This window comes from Pseudoalteromonas sp. PAR1 (assembly GCF_947311895.1).
GTDB lineage: Bacteria > Pseudomonadota > Gammaproteobacteria > Enterobacterales > Alteromonadaceae > Pseudoalteromonas > Pseudoalteromonas lipolytica_C.
In genome coordinates this window covers 47,251-61,322 of the sequence record NZ_CAMZMY010000026.1, presented here as the reverse complement: position 1 = coordinate 61,322, position 14,072 = coordinate 47,251, and the positions used below count along the sequence as shown (strand labels likewise).

General features: G+C 42.4%; 16 protein-coding genes. 8 read left to right on the top strand and 8 right to left on the bottom strand.

The window, feature by feature from the left end; translation table 11 throughout:
* Nucleotides 1-570 precede the first annotated feature (570 nt).
* The gene (locus tag QL229_RS17710; RefSeq protein WP_281547247.1) at nt 571-1,104 is read left to right on the top strand and encodes a gamma carbonic anhydrase family protein; all 534 of its coding nucleotides are present in this window, start codon (nt 571-573) and stop codon (nt 1,102-1,104) included.
* Here the strand turns inward: QL229_RS17710 and QL229_RS17705 are convergent.
* Together QL229_RS17705 and aroE are read right to left on the bottom strand one after the other, a co-directional pair.
* The gene (locus tag QL229_RS17705) at nt 1,101-1,355 is read right to left on the bottom strand and encodes a DUF1488 domain-containing protein (protein WP_138556859.1); all 255 of its coding nucleotides are present in this window, start codon (nt 1,353-1,355) and stop codon (nt 1,101-1,103) included. The genes QL229_RS17710 and QL229_RS17705 overlap by 4 nt on opposite strands.
* Nucleotides 1,352-2,176 (bottom strand): shikimate dehydrogenase, encoded by an 825-nt coding sequence (aroE, locus tag QL229_RS17700; RefSeq protein WP_135923110.1) that lies wholly within the window; start codon nt 2,174-2,176, stop codon nt 1,352-1,354. The genes QL229_RS17705 and aroE overlap by 4 nt, the downstream gene beginning before the upstream one ends.
* A 41-nt stretch (nt 2,177-2,217) precedes the next feature.
* On the opposite strand from aroE, the gene QL229_RS17695 reads away from it, so the two are divergent.
* The 3 genes from QL229_RS17695 to QL229_RS17685 all read left to right on the top strand — a co-directional run bounded on the left by QL229_RS17695 (nt 2,218) and on the right by QL229_RS17685 (nt 4,845).
* Nucleotides 2,218-2,649: a group II truncated hemoglobin gene (locus QL229_RS17695; RefSeq protein ID WP_054554758.1), complete on the top strand. Its 432-nt coding sequence runs from the start codon at nt 2,218-2,220 to the stop codon at nt 2,647-2,649.
* A gap of 81 nt (nt 2,650-2,730) precedes the next feature.
* Nucleotides 2,731-4,326 (top strand): methyl-accepting chemotaxis protein, encoded by a 1,596-nt coding sequence (locus QL229_RS17690; RefSeq protein WP_253039935.1) that lies wholly within the window; start codon nt 2,731-2,733, stop codon nt 4,324-4,326.
* A 66-nt stretch (nt 4,327-4,392) separates the two neighbouring features.
* The gene (locus tag QL229_RS17685; RefSeq protein WP_138556861.1) at nt 4,393-4,845 is read left to right on the top strand and encodes a hypothetical protein; all 453 of its coding nucleotides are present in this window, start codon (nt 4,393-4,395) and stop codon (nt 4,843-4,845) included.
* On the opposite strand, the gene hemF is transcribed toward QL229_RS17685, so the two are convergent.
* The 6 genes from hemF to QL229_RS17655 form a co-directional block, all read right to left on the bottom strand.
* A complete protein-coding gene (gene hemF / locus QL229_RS17680) occupies nt 4,842-5,792 on the bottom strand; it encodes an oxygen-dependent coproporphyrinogen oxidase (RefSeq protein WP_281547246.1) in 951 nt (316 codons plus the stop codon). The genes QL229_RS17685 and hemF overlap by 4 nt on opposite strands.
* 2 nt (nt 5,793-5,794) lie before the next feature.
* The gene (locus QL229_RS17675) at nt 5,795-6,361 is read right to left on the bottom strand and encodes an L-threonylcarbamoyladenylate synthase (protein ID WP_135923107.1); all 567 of its coding nucleotides are present in this window, start codon (nt 6,359-6,361) and stop codon (nt 5,795-5,797) included.
* Between the two features lie 34 nt (nt 6,362-6,395).
* Nucleotides 6,396-6,965: a type I DNA topoisomerase gene (locus QL229_RS17670; protein WP_135923106.1), complete on the bottom strand. Its 570-nt coding sequence runs from the start codon at nt 6,963-6,965 to the stop codon at nt 6,396-6,398.
* A gap of 71 nt (nt 6,966-7,036) precedes the next feature.
* Nucleotides 7,037-7,510, bottom strand: a complete 474-nt coding sequence (locus QL229_RS17665; RefSeq protein WP_130050108.1) for a DUF494 family protein — start codon at nt 7,508-7,510, stop codon at nt 7,037-7,039.
* A complete protein-coding gene (gene dprA, locus QL229_RS17660) occupies nt 7,503-8,600 on the bottom strand; it encodes a DNA-processing protein DprA (RefSeq protein WP_281547245.1) in 1,098 nt (365 codons plus the stop codon). The genes QL229_RS17665 and dprA overlap by 8 nt, the downstream gene beginning before the upstream one ends.
* 30 nt (nt 8,601-8,630) lie before the next feature.
* Nucleotides 8,631-9,749: a LysM peptidoglycan-binding domain-containing protein gene (locus QL229_RS17655; protein ID WP_281547244.1), complete on the bottom strand. Its 1,119-nt coding sequence runs from the start codon at nt 9,747-9,749 to the stop codon at nt 8,631-8,633.
* 118 nt (nt 9,750-9,867) lie between these two features.
* On the opposite strand from QL229_RS17655, the gene def reads away from it, so the two are divergent.
* From def to trkA, 4 genes are read left to right on the top strand one after another with little or no spacing between them, the layout of a single operon-like run.
* Nucleotides 9,868-10,377, top strand: a complete 510-nt coding sequence (def, locus tag QL229_RS17650; protein ID WP_135923103.1) for a peptide deformylase — start codon at nt 9,868-9,870, stop codon at nt 10,375-10,377.
* Between the two features lie 20 nt (nt 10,378-10,397).
* Nucleotides 10,398-11,351 carry a methionyl-tRNA formyltransferase gene (fmt, locus tag QL229_RS17645; protein WP_199526973.1) on the top strand — a complete coding sequence of 318 codons (954 nt, stop codon included), beginning with the start codon at nt 10,398-10,400 and terminating at the stop codon, nt 11,349-11,351.
* Entirely contained in the window at nt 11,344-12,630 is a 1,287-nt protein-coding gene (rsmB, locus tag QL229_RS17640; protein WP_281547243.1) for a 16S rRNA (cytosine(967)-C(5))-methyltransferase RsmB, read from the top strand. The genes fmt and rsmB overlap by 8 nt, the downstream gene beginning before the upstream one ends.
* A gap of 12 nt (nt 12,631-12,642) precedes the next feature.
* A complete protein-coding gene (gene trkA / locus QL229_RS17635) occupies nt 12,643-14,019 on the top strand; it encodes a Trk system potassium transporter TrkA (RefSeq protein WP_054563775.1) in 1,377 nt (458 codons plus the stop codon).
* Nucleotides 14,020-14,072 lie beyond the last annotated feature (53 nt).

Genomic DNA, 14,072 nt, shown 5'->3' with positions numbered 1-14,072 from the left:
GCGTTCAATCTGAGCCATGATCAAACTCTTCAATTAAAAGTTTTTTGAAACCGAAGTTTCGTGCTCAATGAATTCTGTATAAATTGACTATATAGTCACTCATAAGAAATTGAGACTCTAAATTTGTTTGCGTCACTTAGTAAACTAAGCTTCGCTGTTAGAACTCAATCTGTACGAGTGCCCACACAGATGATTGCTTTATATTGTTAAAGAACGTTTCGACGTTGTCTCCAGGGATGCGTATAATACATCCTTAATTTTTCGAGTCAATACTTAATTTCAAACTTTCTTTCGATAATTTGAAACCGAAGTTTCACTTAACTCTCTGCTACGTTGTTCAGCGCCTTTCGTTGCTGTCCGCCGTGTCAGTGGGTTCGCATTATAGGGAGATGGATTTTTTACGCAAGCACTTTTTTCAATAAAATTTAAAAAAACGCACTGTTCGCTCAGCTTTTGAACTAAACCCCCTAAAACTGAGTGTTTTACAGTCAATTTAGGTCTGTTTTGGTGTATTTATTTGCGCCGCTGTTACACTAGACTGAGCGCATTTTAAAAATCAAAGGTGAATTTATGACTATCCGTTCTTATAAAGGGATCACTCCGACATACGATAATAGTGTTTATATTGATGAGTCATCAGTTTTAGTGGGTGATATTTCGCTTGGCAAGGATTCAAGTGTTTGGCCTCTCGTTGCTGCCCGTGGTGATGTTAACTATATACGTATTGGTGAACGTACGAACATTCAAGACGGCAGTGTTTTACATTTAACTCGTGCCTCTAAGTCAAACCCCGATGGTTACCCGCTTATTATTGGTGATGATGTCACTGTTGGTCATAAAGTAATGCTACACGGCTGCCAACTTGGTAATCGTATACTTGTTGGCATGGGTGCGATTGTGATGGACAACGCAATTGTTGAAGATGATGTGATCATTGGTGGTGGTTCATTAGTACCACCTAATAAGCGTTTAGAGTCAGGTTACCTTTATGTAGGTAGCCCGGTTAAACAGGCTCGCCCTTTAACAGAGCAAGAGCGCGCCTTTTTAAAAATCTCTGCTGATAATTATGTTCAACTTAAAGATGAATACTTAGCTGAGAGCTAAAACACCTCTGTTAATTCGATTTGTCCTGCCGAGTTATACTGCTCATCGTCGATCAGTTGCTCGGCGAGCTCTTCGTAATCGAAACGATAAGATTCAAAGTAATTAACCGCGCTGCTTTGATCGGCAAAATCATACTTGCTGGTATCAATAACACACTCCACCATCAAACCACTGACTTGGGCAAAAAACACCAATTGCTTTTTTTCTGGCTTAAATTCGAGTCGGTCGATAAATTGGATAGCTTGATTCACGCAATTTCTCCTGCTTTTAGCGCGGTAACAACGGGTATGATTTCTGGCATTTTATTGCGCCATACAAAATAAGCTTGTGCCGCTTGACCAACCAGCATGCCACAACCATCGAGTGTTAGACATGCCGAGTTAATAGACTTAACCCAACTAATAAATGCGGTATCATCATTGGCGTAAAACATATCGTAAGCACACTGACACTTAGCAACGTACTCTTCTGCTATACCTGGCAAGTCTCCCGTTACACTGCTTGAAGTAGAATTAATAACCACATCATAGTTGTTTGCTGGGATATCATTTAAACCAAAGCCCTGCACATCTATTTCACCATTAAAATGACTCGCTAGCGCCTGCGCCTTTTCAGCGGTACGGTTTGCTATTGTTAAGCTTTCGATTTGCTCATTCAATAATGGTTGAATAACACCGCGCGCCGCACCGCCTGCTCCAATAAGCAGTACTCGCTGACCTTTTAAGGTGACATTATTGGCTAAAAGGTCTTTAACAAGCCCTACACCATCTGTGTTATCGCCAAGTAGGCTACCATCTTCGAGTTGCTTAATAGTGTTGACTGCCCCAGCAATTTTCGCTTGCTCTGTGAGTTCATCGACCATGGCAAACGCCTGCTCTTTAAATGGCAATGTAACATTAGCCCCTTTACCACCGGCAGCGAAAAACTCAGCGACAGTTTTTTCAAATGCATCTGTTGGTGCTAAAATGGCGCTGTATTGTATTTGCTCGTTTAATGATGCAGCAAATTGTGCGTGTATTGCGGGTGATTTCGAATGTTTGATTGGATTTCCAAAAACCGCGTATTTATCCATAGTGAAGCAACCTCTTCGCCCTGTTGAGCTTTATTAATATTATGATTAAACGACTTTTTTCTAAATCGAAACCAACGCCTGAAACGCCTACCCCAGAGAAAACACCTTACGAAATTATTGGCGGTGAAGCTGGCGCTCGAGCAATTGCAAACCGATTTTACGACATAATGGCCACAGATGAATACGCCAAACCATTATATGATATGCATCCTCAACCTTTAGATAGAATTCGCCAAGTATTCTTTGAGTTTTTATCGGGCTGGCTGGGCGGCCCGGACCTATTCGTTGAAAAATATGGTCACCCAATGCTCAGAAAGCGTCACATGCCTTTCCCTATTGATCAAGACTTACGTGATCAATGGATGCATTGCATGAATAAAACGCTCGATATCGAAATTGATAACCCACTACTTCGCGAAGGGTTAAGACAATCGTTATCGCAACTCGCCAGCCATATGATTAATCAAAATTAACTAAGCTTTGCGCTATATCAATGTACGCTTTTTCTAAATAAAGATAATAAAATTTCCTTAATTTAGAAAAAGCGTCGTTGAATGAAGTCTATCCAATTTAAAATTTATGCCTTGCTGGCTGTAACCGGGCTATTGGTTTTATTTGCCAGTATATTTAGTAGCGCCCAGCAACAACATGAATTAGCACAAGATACTGTTGAAAATAACATAAAGCTGCTTGCCGATAATTACTTTGACTCCATTAATACCATGATGCTGACTGGCACTATGGCTAACCGCGAAATTCTGAGTACTAAATTAAGAAGCCACCCTAATATTGAAGATGCCCATATCATACGTAGTCCGATCGTTAATAAAATTTATGGCCCCGGTAATGCAAACCAAGTAGCTGTGAATGATGCTGAGCGTCAAGCATTAACAGGCAATGAAGCACTTTTTATTGACCAAGATACAAGCACGATGACTTACCTTAAACCGATGTTTGCCAGAAGTGACTATAAAGGTACTAACTGTTTGGGGTGTCACCAAGCACAAGAAGGTGATGTATTAGGTGTAGTAAAAATTAGTTATTCGTTGGCTGATATTGAACAAGAAGTTTCAAAAAACACGTTAATGAACACGCTGCTATTAACGGCGATTTTCATTACTGCATTTACACTGCTGGCGGTGATGTTTAGAAAAATATTTATCAAACGCTTAAAAGTCATTAGCCATACCATGCATTTGGCAACGACCAATAAAGACCTAAGCCTAAAAATTGATGACAACAATAGCGACGAGCTTAGTTCACTTGCCACCAGCTTTAATCACATGATTGGTGCATTTAAAGATAATATTGCCCAAGTTTCCCATTCTTCTAAGGTGTTGATCCACTCTGCCGAAAGCATTTATGCCTCCGCGGATGCAACAGAACAGGCGATTTTAAAGCAAAAGCAAGGTACAGACTCAGTAGCAGCTGCCATTAATGAGCTCGAAAGCTCATCAAGCGAAGTTAAAAATACGACACATTTTGCGTCTGAGAAGTCTGAGCACAGTAATCAGCTTGCACAGCAAAGCTTACACGTTGCTGAGCATACAGAGCAAAGTATTAATCAACTTGCGGCTGATGTGAGAGCGGCAGCTGATCAAGTAACTCAACTACAAACCCAAACGCTAGACGTTGGCAAAGTACTTGAGGTGATCAGTAGCATTGCCGAACAAACTAACTTACTTGCACTTAATGCTGCGATTGAGGCGGCTCGTGCTGGTGAAGCTGGCCGAGGCTTTGCTGTGGTAGCTGACGAAGTGCGCACTCTTGCAACTCGTACTCATGACTCAACGGATGAAATTCGCCGCACTATCGACAAACTGCAAAGTGAAGCTGCGCAAACCGTTAATACGATGAATAACTCTTGTGAAGAAGCAGACGAGAGAGCAGTTCAAGTTAAGCAGGTAGCAAAAGCATTACGTGATATTTCTTCACAAATGAGCGAGATAAACCAACTTAACGTACAAATTGCTGATGCCACTGAACAGCAGAACCTTGCAGCTGAAGAAATTAACCAAAGCGTTATTGCAATCAGTGATAATGCCGAGCATTCATTGGTTGATGCGCATGAAAACCAAAAGGTCAGTGAAGAGCTGTTGTCGTTAGCACGCTCACTGGATGAACAAGTGAGACGCTTTAAATTAAGCTAAATTGCGAGTTTTTCATGCAACTGCTAGAGTTGTTATGAATATTTCATAGTAAATAAGGATGTTTAAATGAAATTTATAACAACTCTTTTAGTCTGCATTGGGGTTATTGCGGCACTACTGTTTACCTATCAGCACAGCGTAAACGATTCCTCAGTTCAAATAAGCACTATTGATGAATATATTTATCATGATGATATTCAAGAGATTGCTCAATCACTGCTTAGTCAGGGTAAAACATCACTCAGTGATAAACATGAACAAAGCATTGTTGATGGTTTTGAAAAGCTTATTCAGCATCCAGAGTATTATGAAGTAAAACTCGACTTTTATGCCTGTGATATAAACCAATGTCTAACGCAAATCAGTGCTCCCATCAATACTCCTAAAGAAGAGTTAGAGATTTTAAAAGCTGAGGTGTTATTTAGCGTATTGCCAGAGCTGCCAAGTAGCGAACGGGTCGTCACCCTCGTCGAAGGTGACAACACAATGTTGATTAGAGTGGTTTCAATATTTGATTAAAGCTGCCACTGGCGTGCAACTAGGTCTGACTCTTGCGTATTTAACCAATCTTGTGGGCGTAAATAGTACTGATACAGCTTAGCCTCAGGGCTGTCTGCAGCTGGTACATAGTTATATTCCCAACGTGCCAATGGCGGCATCGACATTAAGATAGACTCAGTACGTCCACCGGTTTGTAAGCCAAATAATGTTCCGCGGTCCCAAACAAGGTTAAACTCAACATAACGACCACGACGATACAGTTGGAAGTCGCGTTGTTGCTCAGTTTTTGGTGTGTCTTTGCGGCGCTCAATAATGGGTAGGTAAGCATCTAAATAACCATTTCCTACCGCTTGCATAAAGGCAAAGCTTTGCTCAAAGCCAAGCTCATTTAAATCATCAAAGAATAAGCCACCAACACCACGAGTTTCACCACGGTGTTTTAAATAAAAGTAATCATCACACCACGTTTTATATTTGTCATAAACCTCTGTACCAAATGGCTGACATAAATCGCTTGCCACCTGATGCCAGTGTCGTACATCTTCAAATACAGGGTAATAAGGGGTTAAATCAAAACCGCCACCAAACCACCAAATTGGCTCTTCGCCTTCTTTTTCGGCAATGAAGAATCGTACGTTGGCATGGCTAGTCGGAATATGAGGGTTATTAGGGTGGATCACTAATGACACACCACACGCATGAAAACTACGACCAGCGAGCTCAGGACGATGTGCTGTTGCAGAGGCTGGCATTGAAGCACCAAACACATGCGAATAATTTACCCCGCCCTGTTCAATGACATTGCCACCTTGGATAACACGAGTACGGCCACCACCGCCTTCTGCACGTTGCCAATTATCTTCAACAAACTTTGCTTTGCCATCGGCACTTTCGAGGCCCTGACAAATTGTGTCTTGTAAGGCCATTAAATAGGTTTTAACTTGTTCGAGTAGCTCGCTTTGCATGTTTATCCTCTAAATACTTTGCCGGTCGCTGCGTCTTTGATCACGCTTGGTTGAGTGTTACCGCCGAGGGGCTCATCTACGTAGAAGTCAACCATATCAGTAAACTCTGCTTTTGCCTGTTCAATACTCATAACTGTAGGCTGGCCAGTTAAATTTGCACTTGTAGAAACAAGCGGTTTACCAAATTGTTGGCACAGGGCTTTTACTGTTGGATGGTCAGTTACACGTACCGCAATAGTATCAAACTGACCTGTTAACCACTTTGGCGTTTCTTTTGCTGCTGGCATCACCCAGGTAATCGCACCTGGCCATTGCGAGAATATATCTGCACGCTTATCCATTGGGATTTTGGCATCATCAACATATTTTAATAACTGACCATAGTTATCAGCAATTAAAATTAAGCCTTTTTCAACTGGGCGCTGTTTAATAGCTAATAGCTTTTCAACCGCAGCTTGATCATCAGGATCGCAACCAAGACCAAATACAGCTTCGGTTGGATATACAATTACACCGCCTTGTTGCAAAGCATCAATAGCACTGGCAGGTTGTGCAACAGGTTCAGACAAAGGAACTCTCCTCAATATGCGAATAACAAGTGTATTAAGATTCAACTAACTTATGCATACACGACTTCTGCGGGCATTGTAGCACAACACCTGAGGCAGTTTTCTTTTCAGTCATAATTGGCCATTGGCAAGCTGGGCAAGGCTTTGCAACGGGTTTATGATTTAATGTGTATTTACAGCGTGGATAGCAATCACAAGAATAAAAGGTTTTGCCAAACTTATTACTACGCGCAACGAGTTGGCCTTTTTTGCACTTTGGGCATGCTGGCAATACTGGTGCATCATCGGGCTCTTCATCATGAGCAATATAATGACAATCTGGATAGCCTGTGCAGCCTATAAACATGCCATAGCGACCATTTTTAATTACCAATGGCTTGCCACACTCAGGACAGGCACTGTCTTCAAGGACTTTTATCTGTTGGCTATCATGATGTGCTAATGGGCGAATGTAGTCACACTTTGGGTAACTGGCACAGCCTAAAAACGGTCCTGACTTTGAGTTGCGCATAACCAACTCAGAACCGCATTTAGGGCAAACCTCATACTCTTTTTCTAATGCATGTTTATCTGCAGAAAAAAGAGAATGGTCGATTTTACTCATAAGATTCCTGTGGGGTTGGCTAATTTTCGCCTAATATACCCAAACTCAACAAAGATACAAGCAAAGTCTACTCAGTGTAAGACGTCGGCTGGTTCGTCAAATATTAAGTCTTCCATTTGCGCATAAGCTTGCTCTGAACCTGGCACATTAAATAGCACCATTAACACTACCCACTTTAGATCTTCCAAAGAGATGTATGGCTTATCTAGAGCGCAAAGTCTATCAATGACCATTTCTCGAGTAACGGTGTTGATCACACCAATTTGCTCTATAAACATTAAAAATCCACGACACTCAACGCTCAGCATTTGACACTCACTATCAGTGTAAATACGCATTGCATGCTGCGGCTGTGCATTTAGATACGGATATATATCACTTTGTTGCAGATCAGCTAGCTGCTCTAACCAATCAAGTGCTTTGTAAATTTCGGGCTTATTAAAACCTGCACGAACTAACTCATCAGTAAGCTCGTTCTCTTCTGTAAAGATTTCAGCTTCGCTATGAATGTAGTTTTCAAAAAGATACATGAGGATGTCAAACATATTTATGTCCTCCAAGTCTTATATAACCGTCTAGCACTCGCTCAACTTTATCGGCAAGTTCTAGGTCAAGCAACCGAGCTTGTACTTCATCGACTGGTAATTGGCTACGCTGCGTTATTTGATCAACACTTGTGACCTCATACCCGATACTGTTGAAGACAGGACAGTAAGGCTCATTTGCACTAGGTTGTTCTATACTATATAGACTGTTTTCACAGAAAAAGCTCACTTCATCAAGAATATCACTTATATTTTCTGTGAGTTTAGCTCCTTGCTTAATCAAAAAGTGGCTCGCTTCAGACAAAGGACTTTTAATTGATCCCGGTACTGCAAAGACTTCTTTATTTTGCTCTAACGCATAGCGTACGGTAACAAGTGAACCACTTTTTATCTGCGCCTCGACTATAAGTACACCTAAAGAAAGGCCGGAGATAATACGGTTTCGACGTGGAAAATTAGTAGCACTAGCTGCCGTGCCAGGTAAGAACTCCGACACTAATAAACCACGTTCAGCCACCTGTTTAATCAACAATTTATTTCGTTTGGGGTAGGCAATATCAATTCCTGTTCCAAGCACAGCAATTGTGTTGCCGGTACCGGCTAATGCACCTTTATGCGCCGCACTATCAATACCCATAGCCATTCCAGAGGTAATTGTCATGCCAGCCAGTGAAAGTTGATGAGCAAACTCTGCGGCTATTTCAAGGCCTATTGGTGTAGCATTTCGGCTACCAACAATAGCTATTTGCGGTGACAGCAGAAGATCCGTGTTACCTAAGCAAAACAGTAATAAAGGTGCACTCGCTATTTGTTTAAGTAACGGCGGATAATCGTCATCAAAGTAACTCACAACCTTAATTTGCAACTGCTCAATTTGTGTTTCATGGTGAGCCACTAACTGCCAGTCAGTATTTACTAAATTATCAGCTTGCGCCTGCGATAAACCAAGCTGCTGTAACTGTAGGCTAGTGAGTGAAAATAACTCACCAAGCGGATACTTTTGACTTAATGCTATAAGGCTTTTGATCCCTAGGCCTTTACATAAATAAAAGGCAAGCCAATGGGATAGCTTGCCTGAAACCTGTACCATGCTCCCTCCTTAGAGCCTCCAGATTGTGAGTTAGTTTAGAACTGCATAATCCCCAACTCGAATTGGATGCTGGTTTTTTACTATTAATGCGTAGCTAACGTTGTCATATACTTTAAACACCATTAACTCACCCACTTTTTCCTTTGGCATATGCCATACATTACTGTCTTGATCGCTTTCAATACCAAAAAACTCATTTGTATCTGAAATTAGTTTTTCAAGACTACTAGAGTCTTCGCGATAACGTGGCCCCTCTCGACCATCAAAGACTTCTGGTGATTGGCGCTGAATATCTAGCACAAAACCGGGTTCAACTTTATCGGCGCCCAAGTTTAGAACCACAATATCCATGGTACTAAATTCACGCAACTCATTGGCTGACGCGATAATCGTGCCATTCATTGTGGTATCTGGGCGTTTCATAGTGAAGTATGCAGGTAACATTTGCCCTTCCATTGCGGGCATCAAGAAATCGTGTGGTTTTATTTCTTGTTTAACTAACTCAACTTTAACTGAGGCAGGCACCCCATTAGCAACATCTCCACTTCTGAATGCGCGTACAATAGCAACTAACTCAGCTTTGTGTGCCAAAACGTCTTTAGATTCAGGATCAACCAACTTATCACCTTGGCGGTACACACCATATGCCTCGTTAAGATGCAGATCGCCTTTAACATATAAAACATGCCCCATGGTGTTCATTTTTGTATTGACGCTAGCACCAAGCACATATGGCTGTTCGGCGATACCATCTGTACTAATAGCTTGCTGATAAGTGAGGTATGGACGCAACAACTCAAGCGGTAATGTAGGGACGGCTTGCTTACCTTTCGGCGTAATTCGCCCTTCAGGAGACAGCTTTTTATAGCGTGCATTTTTAACCAAACGAGGATTACCATCTTTATCGTAAATTAAAGAAAGCGCATCCCCCGGATAAATAAGGTGAGGATTCGCGATTTGCGGATTCATTTGCCACAAATCAGGCCATTGCCATGGCTGGTCAAGATACACACCTGAAATATCCCAAAGTGTATCACCTTTCTTTACAATATATTGTTTTGGAGCGTCTTTTTTGATCGTTAACACATCAGCAGCTGCTGGAAAAGCACAGCTAATGGCTAGCAAAGCCGCAACTAGTGAGTATCTCATTTGGCTTCCTTGAGTTGTTTTTTGATTATTATCAACCAAAACCTGTTAAAGGTGAACACGAATGGCTAAAATAAGAGCATACAATACCCTAAATGAATCACAAGTGTAAAAGGTAACTATGGCTAGGTTAGAAGTTTTGAGATTTCCGGATGAGCGTTTACGTACAATCGCGAAAGAAGTACCAGAAGTAAACGATGAAGTTCGTCAAATTGTCAAAGACATGCTTGAAACAATGTATGACGAAAACGGTATCGGCTTAGCTGCAACGCAAGTAGATATCCACCAGCGAATTGTGGTGATCGATGTATCAGAAGAGCGCGACCAACCGTTAGTATTAATTAACCCAGAAATCACCAAGAAAGATGGCTCAACGGTAAGTGAAGAAGGCTGTTTGTCAGTGCCTTATTCATATGCAAAAGTTGACCGCGCAGAAACAGTAACTGTAAAAGCGCTAAATGAAAATGGTGAAGAGTTCAGCCTAGATGCTGACGAGCTATTAGCTATTTGCATTCAGCACGAGCTTGATCACCTTAAAGGCACCCTATTTATTGATTATCTATCGCCTTTAAAGCGCCAACGTATCCGTAAAAAGCTTGAAAAAGAAGCAAAGCTGGCTGCAAAACAATAAGTTAATCAATAGGAATTTCTGTGACACAACCATTACGCATTATTTTTGCAGGTACGCCAGATTTTGCTGCGCGCCATTTACAAGCATTGATCGACTCAGAGCACGACGTTGTTGGTGTTTATAGCCAACCTGATCGCCCTGCGGGCCGCGGTAAAAAGCTTAAAGCCAGTGAAGTTAAAGAGCTAGCACTTGCTCATAACTTACCTGTATTTCAACCGCAATCGTTAAAATCAGCTGAAGCGCTTGCAGAGCTTACAAGCCTAAACGCAGACATCATGATTGTGGTGGCATACGGCTTATTATTACCAAAAGCAATTTTAGACGCGCCACGCTTAGGCTGTTTAAATGTGCATGGCTCTATTTTACCGCGCTGGCGTGGTGCAGCACCGATTCAACGTGCTATTTGGGCTGGCGATAATGAAACAGGTGTAACAATAATGCAAATGGATGAAGGCTTAGATACCGGTGACATGCTGCACATCAGCCGCTGCCCGATTGATAGCACAGAAACCAGTAGCTCTTTATACGATAAGCTGGCTGCGCTTGGTCCAGATGCACTGATCAGCACGATTAATCGTCTTGCTGCAGGTGAAATCACAGCAGAAAAGCAAGATGACGCACAGGCAAATTACGCCAAGAAGCTTTCAAAAGACGAAGCTAATATTGATTGGTCAATGGATGCTGCGCAAATTGAGCGTAATATCCGTGCCTTTAACCCTTGGCCAGTTTGCTTTACCGAAATGGCAGGGCAAACAGTAAAGATTTGGCAAGCTGAAGTGGTAACACAAAGTGCACAGGCAGGTAAAATCATCGCTGCTGATAAACAAGGCATTACAGTAGCCTGCGGGCAAGATGCACTTAAAATCACCCTTCTTCAACCGCAAGGTAAAAAGCCAATGGCAGTGAGCGATTTCTTAAATGGCCGCAGTGATTGGGTTGAACCGGGTACAACATTAGGCCAAAACAATGAGTAATGTAAGAGCACTCGCTGCTGAGACTCTCTATAACGTAGTTGATAAAGGTGCATCATTAAATCAAGAGCTACCTTTTGCCAGCCAAGGTTTATCGCCTAAAGACAAGGCCCTTTTACAACAAATTTGCTACGGTGTGCTGCGCTATTTACCTAGTTTAGAGAATTATTGCCAGCAACTTTTAGATCAACCCTTAAAAGGTAAGCGCCGTATTTTCCAGTTTTTGTTGTATGTGGGTATTTACCAACTTCAACATATGCGTGTACCGCCTCATGCGGCTATTAGCGAAACAGTAAATGCACTTCAGCAAATGCGCGCACTGGGTTTAAAAGGCCTGATCAACGCGATTTTACGTAGTTTTCAACGTGAACAAGCAGAGCTTGAAGAAAAAGCGCAGCAAATTCCTGTTTGCAAATTTAACCACCCAGGTTGGTTTATCAAACAACTAACTGCGGCTTACCCTGACAACTGGCAAGAGATCCTTGAAGCCAACCAACAACAAGCACCTATGTGGTTACGTGTAAACCAAGCGCAATACAGCACTCAAGAATACAGCGAGATGCTTAAAGCCAATGATATTGAGCACACCTTAAATCCTGACTTTCCTGATGGAATTAAACTCGCAAAACCGTGTGATGTATACGCACTGCCAGAATTTGATACCGGTGCCTGCTCAGTGCAAGATGCGGCAGCTCAGTTAGCGGCACGTTTTCTTGAGCCACAAAATGATGATGTTATTTTAGATGCGTGCGCGGCCCCTGGTGGCAAAACCTGCCATATTCTAGAGCTTGCCGATGCCGACGTATTAGCACTTGATAGCGATAGCGAACGTCTTGAACGCGTTAAACAAAATCTTGTACGCATTGGTTTAACTGCCGATCTACAATGTGCTGATGCTTCACAACCACATATTTGGTGGGATGAGCAGCAATTCGATCGTATATTACTTGATGTGCCTTGCTCAGCAACAGGTGTTATTCGTCGTCATCCTGATATTAAGTGGTTACGACGCGCATCTGATATTGAAGATCTGGCAAATTTACAAGGCGATATCCTCAATAGCATCTGGCCTCTACTTAAGCCTGGTGGTACGTTAGTTTACGCGACCTGCTCTGTATTACCGCAAGAGAACCAGCAACAAGTTGCTAAGTTCCTTGCTAATAATCCAAGTGCTGAACATGTACCTCTGCATGAAAACGACATCCCTACTTTACCTGGTCTGCAATTATTGCCTGGTGAAAGTGACGGTTTCTACTATGCAAAGCTAGTTAAAAAACACTAATAAGAACACGCTATGAAAATAATCATACTCGGTGCCGGACAAGTTGGTGGCACATTGGCAGAAAACCTCGTTGGTGAGCAAAATGAGATCACCGTTGTCGATATCGACGGTAACCGTTTGCGAGAGTTACAAGATAAGTACGACTTACAAGGTGTTACTGGCCACAGTGCGCATCCCGATGTATTGCGCCGTGCAGGTGCAGAAGACGCCGATATGATTATTGCCGTAACCAGTTCTGACGAAGTGAACATGGTCGCTTGCCAAGTCGCTTATAGTATTTTTAACACCCCAACCAAAATAGCCCGAATTCGCTCAGAGCAATACTTAAAGTATCGCGAAAAGCTATTCCATAACGATGACTTACCTGTTGATCACTATATTGCGCCTGAAGCGTTGGTTACTAAGTATATTCGTCGCTTAATCGATTATCCGGGCGCTTTACAGGTATTACAATTTGCCGATGGCATGTTATCGCTAGTTGCGGTGAAAGCGTATTACGGCGGTTTACTGGTTGGTTATGCTCTTTCAGCCTTGAAAGAACACATTCCGAATGTCGAAACTCGCGTAGCGGCTATTTATCGTCAAGGTAAAGCAATTAAACCGCTTGGCACAACCGTTATCGAAGCGGACGATGAAGTGTTCTTTATCGCTGCAACCAAGCATATTCGAGCGGTAATGAATGAGCTGCAAAAGCTCGAACGTTCATACAAAAAGATCATGATTGCCGGTGGTGGTAACATCGGTGCAGGACTTGCTCGTTCACTCGAGAAAAATCACAGTGTTAAATTACTTGAGCGGAATAAAGAGCGAGCTGCGCAGTTATCCGAAATGCTTGATAACACCGTGGTGTTTTGTGGCGATGCCTCTGATCAAGAGCTGTTATCAGAAGAACATATCGAGCAGGTTGATGTGTTCATTGCGGTAACTAACGACGATGAAGCAAATATTATGTCTGCGATGCTGGCAAAGCGTATGGGCGCACAAAAGACCATGGTGCTTATTCAGCGTGGTGCTTATGTCGACTTAGTACAAGGTGGTGAAATTGATATTGCTATTTCGCCTCAGCAAGCAACCATCTCGGCGCTGCTAACACACGTTCGTCGTGGTGACATCGTTAATGTTTATTCATTGCGTAAAGGCGCAGCAGAAGCCATTGAAGCGGTTGCTCATGGTGATGAGCATACTTCTAAAGTTGTTGGCCGCGCAATTGCTGATATCAAACTACCCGCAGGTACGACTATTGGCGCAATAGTACGTAACGACGACGTACTGATTGCCCATGACGATACGGTTATTCAGTCTGGTGACCACGTAATCATGTTCTTGATTGATAAAAAGCACATTACGGTTGTTGAAAAGCTGTTCCAAGTAAGTGCTATCTTCTTGTAAGTAAAAGCTTATAAACGAAAAAAGCAGCCATCACAGCTGCTTTACGACTCTTG

Coding starts and splice junctions, on each gene's coding strand:
- QL229_RS17710 (WP_281547247.1), top strand. CDS start 571: ATGACTATCCGTTCTTATAAAGGGATCACTCCGACATACGATAATAGT.
- aroE (WP_135923110.1), bottom strand. CDS start 2,176: ATGGATAAATACGCGGTTTTTGGAAATCCAATCAAACATTCGAAATCA.
- QL229_RS17695 (WP_054554758.1), top strand. CDS start 2,218: ATGATTAAACGACTTTTTTCTAAATCGAAACCAACGCCTGAAACGCCT.
- QL229_RS17690 (WP_253039935.1), top strand. CDS start 2,731: ATGAAGTCTATCCAATTTAAAATTTATGCCTTGCTGGCTGTAACCGGG.
- QL229_RS17685 (WP_138556861.1), top strand. CDS start 4,393: ATGAAATTTATAACAACTCTTTTAGTCTGCATTGGGGTTATTGCGGCA.
- hemF (WP_281547246.1), bottom strand. CDS start 5,792: ATGCAAAGCGAGCTACTCGAACAAGTTAAAACCTATTTAATGGCCTTA.
- QL229_RS17670 (WP_135923106.1), bottom strand. CDS start 6,965: ATGAGTAAAATCGACCATTCTCTTTTTTCTGCAGATAAACATGCATTA.
- QL229_RS17665 (WP_130050108.1), bottom strand. CDS start 7,510: ATGTTTGACATCCTCATGTATCTTTTTGAAAACTACATTCATAGCGAA.
- dprA (WP_281547245.1), bottom strand. CDS start 8,600: ATGGTACAGGTTTCAGGCAAGCTATCCCATTGGCTTGCCTTTTATTTA.
- QL229_RS17655 (WP_281547244.1), bottom strand. CDS start 9,749: ATGAGATACTCACTAGTTGCGGCTTTGCTAGCCATTAGCTGTGCTTTT.
- def (WP_135923103.1), top strand. CDS start 9,868: ATGGCTAGGTTAGAAGTTTTGAGATTTCCGGATGAGCGTTTACGTACA.
- rsmB (WP_281547243.1), top strand. CDS start 11,344: ATGAGTAATGTAAGAGCACTCGCTGCTGAGACTCTCTATAACGTAGTT.
- trkA (WP_054563775.1), top strand. CDS start 12,643: ATGAAAATAATCATACTCGGTGCCGGACAAGTTGGTGGCACATTGGCA.